Raw genomic sequence first — 16,743 nt, forward strand, 5'->3', positions numbered from 1 at the left:
TGCAGTTCCTTGATGACTGGCTGGCTGCTCAGCGGAAGAAACAACTGTCAGCGTAAATCACACCTGTTGGAAGACGAAAAACCAAGGGAACCTCACCTTGAGGCCCTTATATATCGTCGCTGCATCCGTAGCACCAGCAGCAATCTGCAAGCCGGTACCAATAAGGCTAGGCCGTGTTACTTGGCTCATTTGGGTCTGGGTACCAGCACGGATACTCTTGGCTTCCTGAATAAGTTGCTTCTGCTGGGCTGCACGGTTGGACTCAATAGAGGAAATATCCGTACCCAGGTTGAAGTAGCTCTCCCCCAGGATTCGGTCATTGCTGTTTCCGAATAGTCCAGACTCGCCGTTCACCACTCGCAACCTAGCTGCCTCTATCTGGTTCTCTCTTGCCCTTGCTGACATCTCATCAGTGGCCTGCTTGTTCACTTGGGCTTGTTGGGTCTGGAAGGTTTCCATCTGTTGGGAGTAGTTGGCTTTGATGGCTTTGTCTCGTGCTGAAGCTTGTTGGCTCTGCTGCATGAAGCTCATACCAGCAGAGGCGGTGCCAATAGCCAGGGAGGCCACACCGATTGTAACGGGGTCACACATGGGGATTCCTTACGGGTTCCCCAGGCTTACGGGATTGATAGGTGAATTGGAACATCTGTATTCTCGTGGTTAGATTAAGGGATAGGAAGGGGTCAGGCAGTAGGAGGAATTACTCCTTCCTTGAATAAGGTGGGAGCCAATACGCGGCACACTGCCTCCTCGATATGGCGCACCAATTCGTGGCCTCTGGATGTTAGCTTGAGAACTCTCTTCCTGCGGTCCCTGGGGTCAGCAGTCACGCTGATGAGACCATAACCCCCCTGTCCCTTTGGGGGTTCACACATCTTTCTCAGGTTCCTGCTTACGGAAGGCTGAGTGAGTCCGATCTGTCGAGCCATCTCTGTCATTCCGGGGGAATCCTGGGTTGCGACAATCAGGAAGGTCTCCACGGTCTGGATTTGGACATCAGGTTCTTTTGTGAAGGATTTGAATGATTCAAGTGCTGTGGTTATGATGTTTAAGGTAATGAGCATAGTATAAGGTTGGAGAAATAGCAATGTAAGTTATTATTACTAAAAGACTTCTCTAGAGAATCGACTTCGGGTTAGAGCCATACACTTCCTTACCGAATTGAATTCTTTTGCTTCGGCATAGGCAAGAGTGGGGAGGCAAGCTGCTTAGTGAACGCATGGGGTTTCCACTGGAGCACCTTAGCCACATCAGACAACCCCTTACTGGACTCAGCCTCAGCATACTGCTTGACAAACTCCACGGCTGGCTTCTGTTGCTCCAGTAGTTGCGCTTGCTGTGCATTCTGTTCGGCTAGATCGGCTGCTAGACGGAGGGCTTCGGGGAGGGTCTGGGGGACCTGAGGTACAACCTTCTTCCCCCCACTCTCCAGTTCTGTCATCCTGTCAAAGACCTTGGCCTGTAGCTCATAGCTATAGGACATTGCCATCAGACAGGCTTCACGCTTGGGGAAGTGGTAGCAGGGGTAAGTCTGGTCGTTCTGGGGGTGGATGTAGGTGTGCTTAAACTTAAGCGCCCCCTCCTCACCAAGAACCACGGACACCTTAGCCATGAAATTCTTATGGCGAAGAGGCGGCTCCTCCTGCTTCCTCTGGCTATTAATGAACTCCACCATTTCCAGGGAGGACATGGTGGCTACGGTTGGAGCAACTACAGGTATGAGTTCATTCACTCCCGGCCTCCTGGTTTCCACCTTCCAGTTGCCGCTGGAGTTCCAGTTGCTTCTGGAGTTTCTTGAGGAACCTGCGGAAAGCCTTGATATCCTCTACACCAAAAATTGCTGCATGCGCCTTGGCACCACGAAGATGTAACAGTACGCCTCCGACTTCAAAATCCCCAACATCCACCTTCCCTAAACTCGGAGTTTTAAACACATCACCGGCCTTAATCATTTGGCAACACCTCTCTTTTGTTTATGGTTATTCATCTTCCTGTGGCTCTCATTCCGTAGCATCGTCTGGTAAATCACTCGTCCCAATGGGGTCCCCAGGACGGCACTAGGGAGTCTCTCGAAGGCATGGCGCACCACTTGGTTACGCATAGCAGCGCGCTCCTTGCGGTGTACTAGGGAGGTAGTGATTGATATTCTTACCCATGAGGTCAGCAGGAATGTGATACCGAGCATAGCTACGGCCAGTGGCATCCTTGTTCATGGTGGTTACAATGAACATCCCACGGCTACGGAGGACCTCAATGTGGGCAGCTAGGCGGTACGCACCGAATAACGAGAGGGCTTCCAGGGGGGTGATGCTATTACCTTCCAACAGGAAGGACTTGATGGAATCACGTTGGGTCCATCTGAGGGACGTAGGGTGGTGCTGAGGGAGTTGGCGGATATCGGAGGCAGTGAACCGGATTAGTTTGAAACCTTAAGGATTGACCTAAGAAGACTCCCGAACACCTGGGACATATCCAGGTCGGCTAGAGTTTGGTCCTGATTTGTCCATTGCATTACATATGCCGGAACAAGTTTTGCCAATGAGCCTTGCCATTCCACCAGCTTAGGGTGATTTGTTTCTGTCAATCTTTTGAAAGTATTTAGCACTGCCGTTGCATACTGGACTCTTTCATCAATAGGTTTGACCAAAAACGGCTGACCAGCGACCTCGCGCCCTATTCTGTTGAAATCACAATTAATGCCGTCATCCCTCAAATGACCTGTAAGTATCGCAGCTACGAACAATGAATAAGCACCAACAAGGGTGAAATGTGATCGAACTGGAGCATCCGGTAGATATACAATTGTTTGCTCTATCGCTCTTCCACTCAACTCTGTGATTCCGAAAGCTACAGTGATAGCTGCGGTTTCCGCAAAAGACTTAATCTGTGTACCTTCAAAGGAGGGAAGCTGAATCTCAGTTTCTACTGCCGAGCTATCAATAAGGAACGCTGTCCTGAGAAATAACGCCTTGGTAAAGGGACAGTTCTCAAGATTGTGGTTTCTCACGTAATCCATTGCATTCAATGGCCTTCGCTTTCCCAAAATTGACTTCACTTTATCAAACATTGGTGCGAAATCTTTGCATTGAGAATTGATCTATTTTTCCACCACCGATTGAGCCGCGCGGCTCACTCGCTTTCATGCAGCACCTACCCAAGGACCCATAGCTTATCTTATCACTTGGGCACCTAGGTATTTCTTGTGATGATTACTCGGTTGACTGGGGCATAGCGGTGTACTATGCACAGCAGCAGTTACGGGAGTCGGGTTGATAATCTTACGCAAAAAGGAATGAAATGAGCAAAGACAGAGACAGAACAATATCGAAGCGCTCGGATGGCAATTGGGAAAATAAACGTAATGATGCCGACAGAGCGTCTAGCCTGCATAAGACACAGCGGGAAGCCGTACAAACGGCAAAGGAAATGCTTAAAAATCAAGGTGGGGGAGAGCTTACAACTAAGGGAGTCCATGGGGAAATCCGCAGCAAGGACACCATAGCTCCAGGAAATGACCCGAATCCTCCAAGGGATAAAGAGCATTAAAACCAATTGAGGGGGAAGCCTTAGGGAGAGCCTGGAGGGAAGCCTAAGGGGGAAACCTAAAGGGGAAAACTAGAGGGAGCGTAAAGGGCCTGCGGAGAGGGGAATGACGGCACCAATACGCCCCTGGACGTGGGGGAGAGGCGGAGGGGATTAGTGCGAAGGTGAACCGTCTCTATCGTAGAACCGTTCAAAGGAGCCGATGCGAATATAGACTGCTTCCCAGCGGAAGAACTCTACGGTGAAGTGGAATCTGTTGATGGTGAGATTGAACATGGTGTTTCTCCTTTAATGTTATCTGGCGCAAGATAGCGTCCAAGGTGGTTCAATAATCGGTGGAGCTTCACTAGCATGCGCTTACGACTTACTGCTACAACTTCTTGGGTATTCAGTAGGTGACTAATCGATCACCATGGGGAGTCATCATACACACCCTGTGTCCATATTGTCAACTCTTTTATACACTGAGTGTGCATCAAGTTTGATTAATAATAGCTCCCATGTAGCAACAGGCATAGGACGATAGTTTGTGCTGCCGATGGGAGAAACCCAGCTATGAAACGTGCGGAGACCAACATGCACTAATCCAGCGGCTTTCTCCCTTGTTACATCCCTGCTCTTCAATAATTCACGAATCTCATCAGGAGTAGGTTTAGTTATTTTTTCCATTTTGTGTACCAGTATTTAGTGAACAATGCATCTGGGCTATTTCAAATAATGAGTGCTCTTCCTTATTGGTTACAACCCGCTCCCATAATGGTGGGACATCAGTAACCGCAAGAATCTGTCCACTCCCTACATTTCCATTAAAATGTTTTATAAGCACAAGTGTCTGCAATTGATCCTTGCATCGATACGCTAACTTCAATGTTCGTGACCTAATTTCGCCAACAGCCGAAGTTTCAGCATCTTTATAATCCCACAACGTCCAGAAGTGCACGATATCATCTACTTTTCGGAAGCTATTTACTGCTAAAAACATCGTTACCTTGGGATTGTTGTTCACATATCGCCACTCTTCCGTATCTCTACCGCTACCCCAAACACTACCCGTTAGCCCAATAATCACCAGGGCTGATATTAATCTAGCCACGTTTCTCCCCTAATGTCTGCCATCATTTAATCAGTACCCCGACCCTTACCTTAATTAACAACTCATCCACGGCAACCACTAGCCCTTCTTAAGGGTTCACTGGTTTTGCCGTTGTGGGAAGGGGAGGATTACCAGGAGATATCTTACTGTTGGTCATCGGTTACCCCGCGAAAACCCCTGGTTAAAGACAGACAAAAAGTCTATCAGTTACCAGGGGCCTAATTCGAGGAACACCTTGTGAGGTCCTCTAGTTACGCTTATGGCCTTGTGAGCCATCTTTATGGTGGTCATACCGCATCGGGTAATGAGCCACTCTCCTTGTGGGAGCCTTAATATTGACCACCCCTGGTTGCATGGGTAAACGCAGAGCCAGGGGGGACTCTCTCTAGGTCCCTTTAGGGGAACAGCTAGGCCCTCAAAGGGGACGGAGTAGACAGAGGACACTGAGGAAGGAGGATGTCTCCCATGCCCTCGGTATCCATTGATGGATCCCTGTGGTTCACCTCTCGCCAACCACTAGCAGCATGGAAGGTGTACGAGAGGGAATCTCACAGAGGTAAACAGTGTGGGGTTTCACTGTGTAAGGTGTACGGTACGGGAGCACTGCCTCAGCCCATAGGGCAATCCTCTAGAGCACCTACCGTAGACCACCCTTCCAGAGGGATAGCGGTAGGAATGCTAGAGGTCAGCTATGGAGGACAGGCAAGTGGTCACAGTGAGCAGCACGCTACACACAGACCTTCCATCCCAATTCTTAGCACAACCCCAGGCACATCTAGAGGTGCACTATAGGATACCTATTAGTACACCTATAGTTACCTAATAAGGAATGAATACTTCATCCCTGGGGGTGGATCTTCTTTCCTTCTGCAAGGGTGGGGGTTTAGATGGCTAAAAGTGACCTAAGTGCATGACTCCACTACCGAATAGCCCATCTTAATGTCTCCTGATCGTCATACTTTTGTAGGCGGTATCCACTCCTTTCTCAGTCTAGGGATTTACCACCTCAAACAGAAACGCATCAGGAAGCCCTGTGATGCACGATCAGGTTCAGCCATAGGGGTCAGTATGGGCAAGAGGCAGATAGTCGATTGCAGGGCCTGTGGTAGCATTCTAGGGGCAATTGGGGATAATGGAAGCTGAGCTATTGTCTCCTTGGGCTACCTATCGTACATCGGTCCATATCCAGGAGGAGTTCCCATGCCAGGAGGGACAAAGCCAGGGGAGGGTCTCCCAGTGCTATGCGGGACTATCACAGTTGCCCCCCCTTGGTAACGGTGGATGCTGGCTGAGTTTCCCCTGTTGTCCTCGTAGATCGACACACCTCCGTTATAGTTGTGCTGGACTGAGGAGAAGTTATCGGGACCTGTGCAGACGGTGACACCGCTTTCAAAGTTATTGCAGGAGGAGGCGAAGGTGAGGCTACTGGAGAGCATCAGGGGGACTAGGAGGTAGAGAAGGGGTTTCATGGTGGAGTTCCCTTTATTGTTGTGTTGTGTTGTGATAGGAGAGCTTCATTCCGATTTGTGATTACTCGACCGTTATGGCCTCCCCCACGCATACCCACGATTCCCAGCAATTGTTACCCCAATCCACAGAAGCATCATGAGAGCATGTGGGATACAAAATTCCGTTAGCTCGAACTTTAACCGCCTTAATTTTTAGCTGTGTCATAGCCGAATCTTCCCTTGAGTATCCGCTCCAACCTGACCCCTTGCAGGAAAGACCTTTTATTCGACCATGAGACCTGAAATTTAGTCCCTTGTCGCTGTCATACAATTGGATGTCGCGCATCTGCTTAAGTTGCTCTCCTGATAAATCAGAAATCCGCTCAACTTGTCCCAGTCCCGCACATCCAGTCAGGAGTAGCACAACTATTAACGCGTAATGGCGAATCACTTAGAGTCTCCTTGTTGTGATTGAGCTGCCCTTAATGGGACTGTGCCCGAGTATATTGATAAAGCGTTTCCCTACTTATCCCGAACTCTTCAGCCAGCTTGGTTTTATTAACCCCTGCTGCTGCCTGTTCACGAAGCTGTTTGACTCTCTCTTCGCTCAATTTAGGCTTCCTGCCCTTGTACACATTTCCCTTCGCCTTAGCCAGGGCTATCCCCTCCCTCTGCCTTTCCTTGAGGAGGGCACGCTCAAACTGTGCAAAAGAACTCAGCATGGTAAACATGAGGGTTGCCCTCGGGTCATCCTTCCCCGCAGTGAATGCCATGCTCTCCTTTACAAACTCCACAGAGACACCTTTATCGTTTAGCTCCCTGACAAGCCTGAGCATGTCCTCTACGTTCCGGGCTAGACGGTCCATGCTGTGAACAACAAGGGTATCCCCAGCCCGAACATGATTCAATGCTGCCTGAAGCTGTGGCCGGTGAGTATCCTTACCTGAGGCTTTATCTATGAACACCCTATCCAGGGCAACCTCATCAAGTTGTCTTTGTGTGTTCTGCTCGAAAGTGCTGACTCTGATGTAACCGACTTTGTGACCTTTCATGATACACCTCTCCTGGTTGTGACTGTCAGGATAGACTTTATAGCTTATCTAGGTTACTGTCAAGTATTCCTTGGTAAAACCCTATTCTGACGCTTAGGAGGACTTAAAGTGTCAGGCTCAAGGTGTAAGGATAAGGTATACCCTAACACCACACCCTGCATCCTAGTACCTCAGTCCAATAGCAAGGTTCTCTAGACTATTTAATGATTGCAAGCCTTAGGCGCACATCGCTATCTACCCTAGGTAATTAAGACATGCCATTTCTCAACAGGCTGACACTTCCCATCGCGTTAATTATCAGTTCCTTAATCATCGGCTACGCTCTTTTAGAGAATGGTCGAAACAATCGATTTAAACTGAGTGCTTATGCGGGTGGTGGATTTGCTTTTAAAATTGATTCATATACTGGTAAAGCCGAACTCTGCAAAATATCACCTGCCCCGCAAAACACTTATCAAGTGACCTGCGGAGAGAACATATCCGATTGAGCTTGCGATGTAACCCTCTCCTCCCTTTCAGAGGAATTGGCTGGCCTTGTTGCTAAGCTGATATAGAAGAAGACCAAAAGAAAGTCATGGGCTGGTTTCCTGGACAATCAGGAGACCCCTAGGGCACCAGGGGGGAAACGCCTACCGTTGCGTTAAGGGGTACCCTAAGACAAATTTTTGGGGAAATATTTTAGGCTCGGTTAGATTACAATCTTATCCAACCACCCCTTCAACTGCCCCAGGCCATACCCCAATCCGTACTTATCCCCGATATCCTCCTTGCCCCATCCTCCCACTGCATCCTGAATATCCTTGGGTGCCCCTACATTACGCAAGCGGTCTCTGATGGTATGGCGGAATTCATGAGTTGTCTTGCCAACACCTAGTCGAGATTCAATCCATTGATTAATCGTATTGGAAGCATGAGTCGCCTTACATTGTTCCTTATCGGTGTAACGGGAAAAAGCAAAGGTTTGTCCAGGCTGTGCTGATTGGATAATTCTCTGTGCCGCCCACAGCGAAACACCCACGAGGGGCACATTTCGCTTACTGGATTTGGTCTTGAGGGTTCGCCACGGATGAGGGCGAATGGAGACATAGGGAATGGGCGTTTCCAGGTGTAAGTCCTCCAAGAGCAACCCCGCTGCTTCTGCTATGCGGCATCCAAGGTCTATCTGTAGGGCAAGCAACCAGCGCACATCATCATCGCTCTTCCTGCACTCTTGGATGAGAGTGGTTAACTGGTCATTATCGTAAGACTCCCTGACTTTGGCATCTTCCCCCAATCCAGGGATTCTCAAGCGTAAAAAGGGGTTCTGTTTAGCTATCTCCCTTTCCACAATTGCCACATTGAACACCGCCCTTAGGATACTTACGTGCCGTCCAATCGTTGTAGTCCTGACACCTTCCGCAAGCCCTCTGGAGACAAATTCGTTTGCATCAGCACGAGAGACTTGTTCAATTTCCTTGTCCCCAATTATCTCTATTAGCCTCCCCCATGCTCTCTGGGTGTCCGTCCTGAACTTCTTCTTGTTTTTATTCTTGTGTCCGTCAAGGTAAACCTGAAGGGCATTACTGAGGCGAAACTTTGGCTCCTCATTCAGCAGTCGTAAGGCTTCTATCTCGGTTGACTCTAGGTAGTCCTCCGGTTCGGCACTATGGTAAATCTCGGAGTCGCTCTCCGCATGGCTTTCTTCCTTCCTCCTAAGAACCTCAATGAAGTTGTCTAAGAGATGCTCATCGTTATCGAAGGGTTTAGGCTGGAGGCCGTAGCGTGCAAGTAGCTTAATGGCTGATTCCCGAACACTCAGCGGCTGTAGATCGGGATTGCCTCTCATCGCGGCCCAGGTTGACTCATAGTGCCTGTTGAGTTCGCGTACCTTCTTGGCAACTGATGCAGGGTCGCTAGTTTTTAGGTTGACCTTGATATGGGTGGAACCGGGGTAGCGCGAGAGTAAATCCGTGGGGATTTTGCGCTGGTAGTAATGGGTCTTGCCCCGTAGGTAAACGTAGCGGATATCCAAGCTGAAAATGCGACCGAGCAATAGTTTCATTAAATGGTACCACAAAAGTACCACCACAAGAAACCTGTATTCAGCTCAAGGTATTGATAATTAAGAAGATAATTACGTGTACTTGGCTCCCCGACCAGGGCTCGAACCTGGGACCTGCGGATTAACAGTTCTAATCTTTTTATTTTAATACGTTTTAAGGGATATCAATGATCTATTAATATTATTAATTAACAGTTACTTATTGTTTGATATCGTTTGAAGCGGCTTGACGCCATTTGATAAATCGCGTCTACTATGCGGCTACTAAATCTCATCAGTAGCCCACATGCCCAAACTCACCAAATCCGTTGTCGATGCCATTTGCTATCCCGAAACCGGTCAAACCTTTTACCGCGATACGGAGATTAAAGGCTTCGGCCTTCGGGTAGGTACTGGCAGCAAGGTCTATATCGCCGAAGGCAAGCTCAACGGTAAGACGGTACGCGTCAGTATTGGCCATCACGGTATTTTTACCGCAGAGCAAGCCCGTCAGGAAGCCAAGAATATTCTTGGAATGATTGCACGCGGCATTAATCCAAATGACGTCACCAAAGCCAAGCGCGCGCTGAGCGTAACGATGTCCGAGGTGTTTGAAGCCTACATTAAAGCGCGCGGTAGTTTGAAGCCTCGAACGGTGTACGACTACAAGCGCTTGATGAAAACCTATCTTGCCGACTGGCAGAATAAAGCTCTAGTCGAAATCACCAAGGACCAGATAGAGCGCAAGCACAGGGAGATTGGAGAACGCAGCCCTGCTCAAGCCAACCTTACCATGCGGTTCGTCCGAGCCCTTCTAAACTTTGCCATGGGGAAGTACGAAGACTCGTCGGGCAATCCCATTATTGCCAATAACCCGACTAAGAGACTATCGCAAACACGCTCATGGTACCGGGTCGACAGGCGCAATACAGTTGTCAAGGCGCATGACCTGCCCCAATGGTTCAAGGCGGTCAATAACCTGAAGGATGACGCGCTAGGCCGTAATAGAGTCAAGGATTATCTGTTACTACTGCTCTTTACGGGACTGAGACGTGAGGAGGGGCTTAGCCTCGCATGGAGCCAAGTCGATTTGCGAGCTAAGATACTGACCATTCCCGATCCCAAGAACCGGCAGCCTCATGTATTGCCCTTAAGCGATTTCCTACATGATTTGCTTACACAGCGCAATTTAGAAAGGACAGACAGCGCTTTCGTGTTTCCGGGTGATGGCGTTAAGGGGTATCTCAACGAACCGAGGAAGCAGATGCAAAAGGTTATCGAGGAATCTGGCGTCACATTCACACCGCACGACTTGCGACGCACCTTCATCACAGTGGCGGAAAGCCTCGACATTTCGGCATATGCCCTCAAGCGTCTGGCAAACCATAAGATGGCAAACGATGTGACGGCAGGCTACATCATCAGCGATGTACAGCGGCTAAGAGAGCCCATGCGGAGGATTACTGATTTCATGCTTGCAAGCATGAATGCGGTTACCAATACAGATACGGATACAGATACCGTTACCGTAACAGTTACCGATACAGATACGGTTACAGTTACCGATACCGTTACGGATACAGGCAAGCCCACCAGCGCTATTTGATACCGTACTGTTACCGTAACGGATACGGTTACTGTTACCGTTACAGACGGGTTACGGATACCCGTGCAGTTCGAGTTCGGAAAAAACAATCATGATTCTCGGCTTCCAAAATTTTCATCCGCTGAAGGGAGAGCTGACTTCCGAATTCACAGAATTTTGTGGCGATATTGTATTTCGAGCCCGAGCGCTTCTTATCCATAGATCAGAAAAAGAGATATTTGCGGCAATAGAAATTATTAACTGGATGAACGATCAGTCACCAGCACCGGCTCGTGAAAAAGACGAGGTATATCTCGAAATTAACAAGGTGTTTGAAAAAGATGAGCATGGGAAACCGCTAAAGCTTGAGGGAAATATCCACAATTGGCTCACTAGGCGCAACGTATACAGCATTACTTATGCGTTGAAAGAACGGCAATCCAAGTACGACATTACCGAGGATGAGAGCTTTCCCAATGGAACCTGGGCGGATTTTTTTTCCGTAATGGCGTTAGCCCTCATAGATCAAGCGAGTTTTTCGTATACGTCCACCCCCCGTGGCCCCTACAAAAATTCGGAGGCAAACTGCCTTTTCCGTGATCTTGCTAATTGCGCACGTTCAGCGCAGTACCTAATCGAGGCTATGGATGCCGTAGCGACCGCTGAAGGTATTCAACATTTCGAGGCAGGCATGGCTGATGCCAAACGGAAAATAAAAATTCGTAACAAGAGCGCAGCCATCCGACGACACGCAAAAACCAATGAAGCCATAGTCGCGCTAAAGAACTTTTATGGCGAAGAAAAACACAAGTCCATGCGAAACGCCGCCCAAATCTTTTGCGAGAAGTTTCCGAAAATGGTTGAGCATCTGGCTCCCTATAACCGGGTGCGCACACTTAGCGAAGGACTTTCAAAGCTTCTCAAAGGCCAGCGCCTTTCCCTCCAGCAATAATCTTATCTATTACACGTCTGCGACGCATGCGTATAACGTATGCGATGGCTACGTACACGTCTGCATCGGACAGGTATAACGCTCTAAGTCCCTAAAAGGAAATCATAGGCCCTTCATCAATCAGGAGGGCTTATGCAAACCACAACACTACTTAATACCACCCAGGCCGCTCGCTATCTCGGTCTCAGCAAGGCATTTCTGGAACGGGACCGTTGGGCTGGTGCAAAGGTGCCATTCATCAAGATTGGTTCCCGAGCGGTTCGCTACCGCTTGCAAGACTTAGAGAAATACATCGAGTCTTGCATTCGTAAATCCACCAGCGATACAGGACGCAAATGAGCGCGTCTGTATGGCCCCCAGTGCACGTGATAGACACATCCGTTGTTGACGGCATTGTTTTCTGTCGCGAGAAGGAGATATTCCCTGACCTTCTCAGCCGTTATCCCGACTGCTTAGTCTCAGCCATGCGTGAAGAATATGTCGGCGTGTACGAGGCGCACGGCGAAGAAAAAGCCACAACTTTTCTTCATGAGATTAGTAACCAACTCACCAGTAAAACATTAAAACTCGGTGCAAGCGATGAAGAAATCAACCCCTTTGCCCGCAAGACGGCCGATCGATTTGTCCGCCTGCAACGCTGGTTTAAGAATCCTGCTATTGCAGCCGCAGTTCTCTCTTACATTGCTCACACGCAATATGGCGTTACCCCGTCTGGAATGAGCAAAGCCAATGCAAAGGTATCTCGGTCTGCAAACGTAATGGCGCATCCTGTATCGCTAACCGCAGCCGTAGCAAATCCAACTGCCTCAGTGATTCCCGTAACCGTAGCCGATACAGAAGAATCAGCTTCTGTAACAGAATCATTCGCAGCGAAGCCTGTAACGGTAACAGGAAAATCCGATCCCTCGCTTCCTGTAACGGTAATAGGAAAATCCTATCCTTTTCCTGTAACGGTAACGGGAAAGCTCGGCTCCGCCTCCCCTTTAACCGGCACCGGTTCAGGAGTTACCGATACAGGAATTCTTGCGCGTCTTGCAGATGAGTATTGGTGGCGTCGGGCTCTACGAACGATCCACGTCCGGCAGTTCGAACATGCTGCGATTCGGTTGGGACTCGTCCATAAACGCAGGGGCAAATATGTAAGTGATGAAACTCTACGCAGACGGCAGAAGCAAAACCGCCGTAACCGGACCATTCTTGAGCACTGCCTCGCAACCAATGAGCTGGGCCAAACATTTACCCTACAAGAATTAGCCGATCTCTCCGTATCCAATCCGGAGATACGGCGGGCTGAACTAATGAAACGGATTGCGGGATTTGATGCAGTTGCTCTGTCTCTGGGGCATGTTGGCGTTTTCTATACTGTTACCTGCCCCTCCCGCATGCATGCCCGGTCATCGAAAACGGGAAGAGAAAATCCAAAATATGATCGAACTACCCCAAGCGAAGCACAACGCTACTTAACAAGGATATGGGCGAGAATGCGCGCCAAGCTGCACCGCATGGGTATGCATGTCTATGGCTTCCGAGTTGCAGAACCTCAACACGACGGCACACCGCATTGGCACCTATTGCTGTTCATGCCGAAGAAGAACGTTAAACAGGTCGGCAGCATCATTAGAGATTACGCAATGCGCGAGGATGGCGATGAATCCGGCGCGATTAAGCACCGCTACAAAGAAGAACGGATAGACAGGTCAAAGGGCACAGCTGTTGGCTACGTTGTGAAGTACATCTCCAAAAACATCGACGGCTTTGGCTTGGATAGCGATATCGATGGTGGGGACCCCAAGAGCGCAGCAGAACGGGTAAGAGCATGGGCCAGCACCTGGGGCATACGTCAGTTCCAGCAGATTGGCGGGCCTCCAGTGACCTATGGCGTGAGCTGCGCCGTTTGGATGGGGTAGGAGCAGCTGGAGAATTACAGGAGCTACAGGAGGCAGCAGATAAAGGCGAATGGGACCGCTTTGTTACGTTGATGGGCGGACCTGAAGCGAAGCGAAAGGATTTTCCAATCGCAGTGGCTAAGCAGCGAAGCAATGAGCTTAACCGTTACAGGGAACCAAAAGGGGAGAAAATCGTTGGCATAACATGGGCAAATGTTGTTTTCGCTACCCGGATTCATACATGGACGATACAGCACAGATGTGAGCCCGATAGGTTAGAAAGACCAGTTGAGCTTAAAGCGCCAGCAAGTGAAAGCGCCGAAATTATTCTCTTACATGAGGTCGATCCTTCACCCTTGGAGTACTGTCAATAACTGTACGGAGACTTTTCTGTGGAACCATCGAAATGTCGAGGAAGCGGGAAGCAGTTATTCTTGTGCACTTCCAAAGTTCGTTACACTACTAATCTGACATTACTAATCCTCAATTAAAATGGAAGCTTCAACACTGGCTTTCGCCTCCATCTCTAGATTACTATTACCGATACGGTAGAGCCAATAGCTAATCCGGTAATTAGATGTGCCTCGAAGGCCGTTTCGGATTAAAAAAATATCACTTCTGCTTGATAAAGCTTTGCTCCCCTTAAAAAGAGTCGCTGTCAATAACAATAAAAATATTTGGGGTAATAACAATGTCAAAAAAAGTGTTCATCAGTTACTCCCATAAGGATGAGTCTTATAAAGATGCGCTTGATGAGCATCTTTCTATGCTGAAACGGAACAATATCATCGAGGCATGGCACGACAGAAAAATTGTTCCCGGACAAGACTGGTCTAAGGAAATTTCTGAGAACCTAGAACAATCGGAACTGATTTTATTTTTAATAAGCCCAAGTTTTTTAGGGTCCGAATATTGTTTTAATGTGGAGATGAAGCGTGCCATCGAAATGCATAAGGAAGGTAGAACGCAGCTCATTCCTATAGTGATCCGTCCCTGCGACTGGGCATTAGAAGGACTTTCTGGCCTTCAGGCTGTACCTAAAGACGCCAAGCCGATTACAACTTGGCAAAATTCAGATGAGGCATGGCTCGATGCTATCAACGGCATTAAGCGCAATCTCGCTAGCTTTAAACCCCCTATGTCCACTACGTCTACTGAAGCAAAAAACAAACATATCCAAGTTTCTGAAGCCATGCTTGAATGGATGGAAGATACAGAAGTGGTGTTGACTCACCGGAAGGTCAGCGAAATAAAGCTCAGCGATATTTACATATCGCCTGATCTGGAGACTGAAGAATTAGCGGAATCCAAAGGTAGTACTGACAGATTATATTCTTCCTCGGATATTGTTTTTGCTAAACCCAAACGGTATCTAATCTATGGGGAAGAGCAACAAGGAAAGACAAGTTTATTGAAACAAGCTTTTAAGCAATTTTTGAAATCGGGAAATATTCCGATCTATCTGGAAGCGAAGGATATCAATCGGTCAGATATCACGAAATCTTTAACTGCTGCGTTGAAAATTCAATATGTTGAACTTGGGCTCGAGCAATTTTTGGCAATGCCCAATAAGGTATTGCTCATAGACGACCTCGACGGGATTGGGTTAAATACGAAATACAGGGCAATTTTTCTCGATTCCGTAAACGCTGTGTTTACTAAGGTTGTGATGTCTAGCCACTTATCTTTCAGTTACATTGCCCCGGAAATACAAGAACTCAACGACTATGAAAAACATGAGCTGCTAGGATTGGGGCATATTAAGAGAGCGGAAATTGTCGAAAAGTGGGTTTCGCTGGGGAATGAAGAATCTATTGATGAACGTACCCTTTATGATCAGTGCGACGAGTCGAAAGCTAGATTAGATACCATAATTAGAAGAAATATTGTTCCTCCCAAGCCCATCTATATACTTATGCTTCTTCAGATGTTTGAAGCATATGCACAACAAAATCTTGAATTGTCGTCCCATGGACACTGCTATCAACAGCTAATTTATCAGGCGTTTGACAACGCTAAGATTCCGAAGGACGAAATCGATAAGTATCTTAACGTACTTTCAGAATTGTCATGGGTGCTTCATAAAAATGGGGGCGCAATAAACCAACATCAGCTGGAGGCATTTTTTAGAGAATACGAAAAGACTTATCTTCCCGTTGACGGTCTCAAGGTGATTAATAAATTGAAATCCAACTCAATCCTGACGGAGAAGGATTTCAAAGTCCAATTCAAATATCCGTATCTCTTCTATTTTTTTACTGCAAAAAAAATCGCTGACTCATTTTCTACAAATTCAGATGTTCAGGAAGAAGTAAGCAAATTAATCGCCAATCTCCATCGTGAAGATTATGCAAATATCCTAGTATTTGTTACTCATCATACAAAGGAGGCATGGGTTCTTCAGGAGATACAAAAAGCCCTAAGCTTACTATTTTCTGATCAACAGCCAGCCACTCTATCGAAAGGACAACTGGCATTCATGGATGAGTTTATCGCTCAAATTCCGGAACTCGTCATGGAAAAGCGTGTTATTAGTGACGAAAGGCGAAAACACAATAAACGTCTGGATGATATTGATAACGGGGATATCGATACAGAAGGTACTGAAGGTACTGAAGGTACTGAGTGTACTAATGATGTGCCGGCCAATATCAACAAAGCCTTTAAAGGGATGGAGATATCGGGCCAAATTATTCGAAATAGGCATGCAACCCTTACCCGAGACACGATGTTTGGCCTAGCTAGCAACGGAGCTTTTACCGGCCTTAGGTTTTTGAATTTTTTCATCCACTTGTCCGAAACTGCGAAGCTAGAGGTTATCAAATATATCGAGCAGAAGCTTAAAGCACAGCCCAAACTATCTAATGAAGAAGTGCAAGATTACGCAAAGAATGTATTCCTATTAATGACCTACGGAGTGATTAAGGACGTTATACGAAAAATTGCATCTTCCATTGGGTCCAAAGAAGCTAAGGAAATCTACGCTAGTATTCAAAAAAACGATCAATCTCCAGCCCTGTTACTATTAAACCAAGCGATTGAGCTTCATTTCAATAGAAACCTAGAGATTTGAGCTTCCCCCGAAAAATCGTCTTCCAAGGGTGATGTAAAATCGAAGTCACATTGGAGAGGAAGATGATGAAGATACCGAAGCAGGAATATAC

The 16,743-nt window shown here is 47.7% G+C and carries 17 protein-coding genes; 7 read left to right on the top strand and 10 right to left on the bottom strand.

Annotation, left to right across the window (positions count from 1 at the left end):
* Positions 1-57 precede the first annotated feature (57 nt).
* The 5 genes from BMX00_RS14035 to BMX00_RS14060 all read right to left on the bottom strand — a co-directional run bounded on the left by BMX00_RS14035 (position 58) and on the right by BMX00_RS14060 (position 3,067).
* Positions 58-591 carry a virion core protein, T7 gp14 family gene (locus BMX00_RS14035; RefSeq protein ID WP_090829646.1) on the bottom strand — a complete coding sequence of 178 codons (534 nt, stop codon included), beginning with the start codon at positions 589-591 and terminating at the stop codon, positions 58-60.
* 562 nt (positions 592-1,153) lie between these two features.
* Entirely contained in the window at positions 1,154-1,732 is a 579-nt protein-coding gene (locus tag BMX00_RS14640) for a Rha family transcriptional regulator (protein ID WP_177171876.1), read from the bottom strand.
* Positions 1,725-1,952, bottom strand: a complete 228-nt coding sequence (locus BMX00_RS14050; protein ID WP_090829648.1) for a hypothetical protein — start codon at positions 1,950-1,952, stop codon at positions 1,725-1,727. Before BMX00_RS14050 ends, BMX00_RS14640 begins: the two co-directional genes overlap by 8 nt.
* 141 nt (positions 1,953-2,093) lie before the next feature.
* Complete coding sequence (locus BMX00_RS15175; RefSeq protein ID WP_090829649.1) at positions 2,094-2,417, bottom strand: helix-turn-helix domain-containing protein; 324 nt, start codon at positions 2,415-2,417, stop codon at positions 2,094-2,096.
* Positions 2,417-3,067, bottom strand: coding sequence for a hypothetical protein (locus BMX00_RS14060; protein WP_090829650.1), 651 nt, complete (start codon positions 3,065-3,067; stop codon positions 2,417-2,419). Before BMX00_RS14060 ends, BMX00_RS15175 begins: the two co-directional genes overlap by 1 nt.
* A 230-nt stretch (positions 3,068-3,297) precedes the next feature.
* Between BMX00_RS14060 and BMX00_RS14065 the strand changes: the two genes are divergently transcribed.
* On the top strand, positions 3,298-3,546 hold the full coding sequence (locus BMX00_RS14065; protein WP_090829651.1) for a DUF2188 domain-containing protein: 249 nt from the start codon (positions 3,298-3,300) through the stop codon (positions 3,544-3,546).
* Between the two features lie 150 nt (positions 3,547-3,696).
* On the opposite strand, the gene BMX00_RS15010 is transcribed toward BMX00_RS14065, so the two are convergent.
* The 4 genes from BMX00_RS15010 to BMX00_RS14085 form a co-directional block, all read right to left on the bottom strand.
* Entirely contained in the window at positions 3,697-3,819 is a 123-nt protein-coding gene (locus BMX00_RS15010) for a hypothetical protein (protein WP_281245912.1), read from the bottom strand.
* 376 nt (positions 3,820-4,195) lie between these two features.
* Positions 4,196-4,636 (bottom strand): surface-adhesin E family protein, encoded by a 441-nt coding sequence (locus BMX00_RS14075; protein ID WP_090829653.1) that lies wholly within the window; start codon positions 4,634-4,636, stop codon positions 4,196-4,198.
* Between the two features lie 1,530 nt (positions 4,637-6,166).
* Entirely contained in the window at positions 6,167-6,430 is a 264-nt protein-coding gene (gene rcsF, locus BMX00_RS15180) for an Rcs stress response system protein RcsF (protein WP_425433913.1), read from the bottom strand.
* Positions 6,431-6,566: 136 nt separating this feature from the next.
* Positions 6,567-7,136, bottom strand: a complete 570-nt coding sequence (locus BMX00_RS14085) for a recombinase family protein (RefSeq protein ID WP_090829655.1) — start codon at positions 7,134-7,136, stop codon at positions 6,567-6,569.
* A 254-nt stretch (positions 7,137-7,390) separates the two neighbouring features.
* Here BMX00_RS14085 and BMX00_RS14090 point away from each other — a divergent pair, with 254 nt between their 5' ends.
* Positions 7,391-7,624 (top strand): hypothetical protein, encoded by a 234-nt coding sequence (locus tag BMX00_RS14090; RefSeq protein WP_090829656.1) that lies wholly within the window; start codon positions 7,391-7,393, stop codon positions 7,622-7,624.
* 200 nt (positions 7,625-7,824) lie between these two features.
* Here BMX00_RS14090 and BMX00_RS14095 read toward each other — a convergent pair whose 3' ends face one another.
* Positions 7,825-9,177, bottom strand: coding sequence for a phage integrase (locus tag BMX00_RS14095; RefSeq protein ID WP_090829663.1), 1,353 nt, complete (start codon positions 9,175-9,177; stop codon positions 7,825-7,827).
* A gap of 286 nt (positions 9,178-9,463) precedes the next feature.
* On the opposite strand from BMX00_RS14095, the gene BMX00_RS14100 reads away from it, so the two are divergent.
* From BMX00_RS14100 to BMX00_RS14125, 5 genes are all read left to right on the top strand, one after another.
* Positions 9,464-10,762 carry a tyrosine-type recombinase/integrase gene (locus BMX00_RS14100; RefSeq protein WP_090829657.1) on the top strand — a complete coding sequence of 433 codons (1,299 nt, stop codon included), beginning with the start codon at positions 9,464-9,466 and terminating at the stop codon, positions 10,760-10,762.
* Positions 10,763-10,853: 91 nt separating this feature from the next.
* Positions 10,854-11,693, top strand: a complete 840-nt coding sequence (locus BMX00_RS14105; protein ID WP_090829658.1) for a hypothetical protein — start codon at positions 10,854-10,856, stop codon at positions 11,691-11,693.
* A 132-nt stretch (positions 11,694-11,825) separates the two neighbouring features.
* Complete coding sequence (locus BMX00_RS14110; protein WP_090829659.1) at positions 11,826-12,032, top strand: helix-turn-helix transcriptional regulator; 207 nt, start codon at positions 11,826-11,828, stop codon at positions 12,030-12,032.
* Entirely contained in the window at positions 12,029-13,600 is a 1,572-nt protein-coding gene (locus BMX00_RS14115) for a replication endonuclease (protein ID WP_090829660.1), read from the top strand. Before BMX00_RS14110 ends, BMX00_RS14115 begins: the two co-directional genes overlap by 4 nt.
* A gap of 670 nt (positions 13,601-14,270) precedes the next feature.
* The gene (locus BMX00_RS14125) at positions 14,271-16,652 is read left to right on the top strand and encodes a TIR domain-containing protein (RefSeq protein WP_218141563.1); all 2,382 of its coding nucleotides are present in this window, start codon (positions 14,271-14,273) and stop codon (positions 16,650-16,652) included.
* Positions 16,653-16,743 lie beyond the last annotated feature (91 nt).

Source organism: Nitrosovibrio tenuis (assembly GCF_900109785.1).
GTDB classification, from domain to species: Bacteria; Pseudomonadota; Gammaproteobacteria; order Burkholderiales; family Nitrosomonadaceae; genus Nitrosospira; species Nitrosospira tenuis_A.

Excerpts from the sequence above, each read along its gene's own strand:
- BMX00_RS14035 (WP_090829646.1), bottom strand. The coding sequence starts at position 591 with ATGTGTGACCCCGTTACAATCGGTGTGGCCTCCCTGGCTATTGGCACC.
- BMX00_RS14050 (WP_090829648.1), bottom strand. The coding sequence starts at position 1,952 with ATGATTAAGGCCGGTGATGTGTTTAAAACTCCGAGTTTAGGGAAGGTG.
- BMX00_RS14060 (WP_090829650.1), bottom strand. The coding sequence starts at position 3,067 with ATGTTTGATAAAGTGAAGTCAATTTTGGGAAAGCGAAGGCCATTGAAT.
- BMX00_RS14065 (WP_090829651.1), top strand. The coding sequence starts at position 3,298 with ATGAGCAAAGACAGAGACAGAACAATATCGAAGCGCTCGGATGGCAAT.
- BMX00_RS15010 (WP_281245912.1), bottom strand. The coding sequence starts at position 3,819 with ATGTTCAATCTCACCATCAACAGATTCCACTTCACCGTAGAGTTCTTC.
- rcsF (WP_425433913.1), bottom strand. The coding sequence starts at position 6,430 with ATGCGCGACATCCAATTGTATGACAGCGACAAGGGACTAAATTTCAGG.
- BMX00_RS14085 (WP_090829655.1), bottom strand. The coding sequence starts at position 7,136 with ATGAAAGGTCACAAAGTCGGTTACATCAGAGTCAGCACTTTCGAGCAG.
- BMX00_RS14090 (WP_090829656.1), top strand. The coding sequence starts at position 7,391 with ATGCCATTTCTCAACAGGCTGACACTTCCCATCGCGTTAATTATCAGT.
- BMX00_RS14095 (WP_090829663.1), bottom strand. The coding sequence starts at position 9,177 with ATGAAACTATTGCTCGGTCGCATTTTCAGCTTGGATATCCGCTACGTT.
- BMX00_RS14100 (WP_090829657.1), top strand. The coding sequence starts at position 9,464 with ATGCCCAAACTCACCAAATCCGTTGTCGATGCCATTTGCTATCCCGAA.
- BMX00_RS14105 (WP_090829658.1), top strand. The coding sequence starts at position 10,854 with ATGATTCTCGGCTTCCAAAATTTTCATCCGCTGAAGGGAGAGCTGACT.
- BMX00_RS14110 (WP_090829659.1), top strand. The coding sequence starts at position 11,826 with ATGCAAACCACAACACTACTTAATACCACCCAGGCCGCTCGCTATCTC.
- BMX00_RS14115 (WP_090829660.1), top strand. The coding sequence starts at position 12,029 with ATGAGCGCGTCTGTATGGCCCCCAGTGCACGTGATAGACACATCCGTT.
- BMX00_RS14125 (WP_218141563.1), top strand. The coding sequence starts at position 14,271 with ATGTCAAAAAAAGTGTTCATCAGTTACTCCCATAAGGATGAGTCTTAT.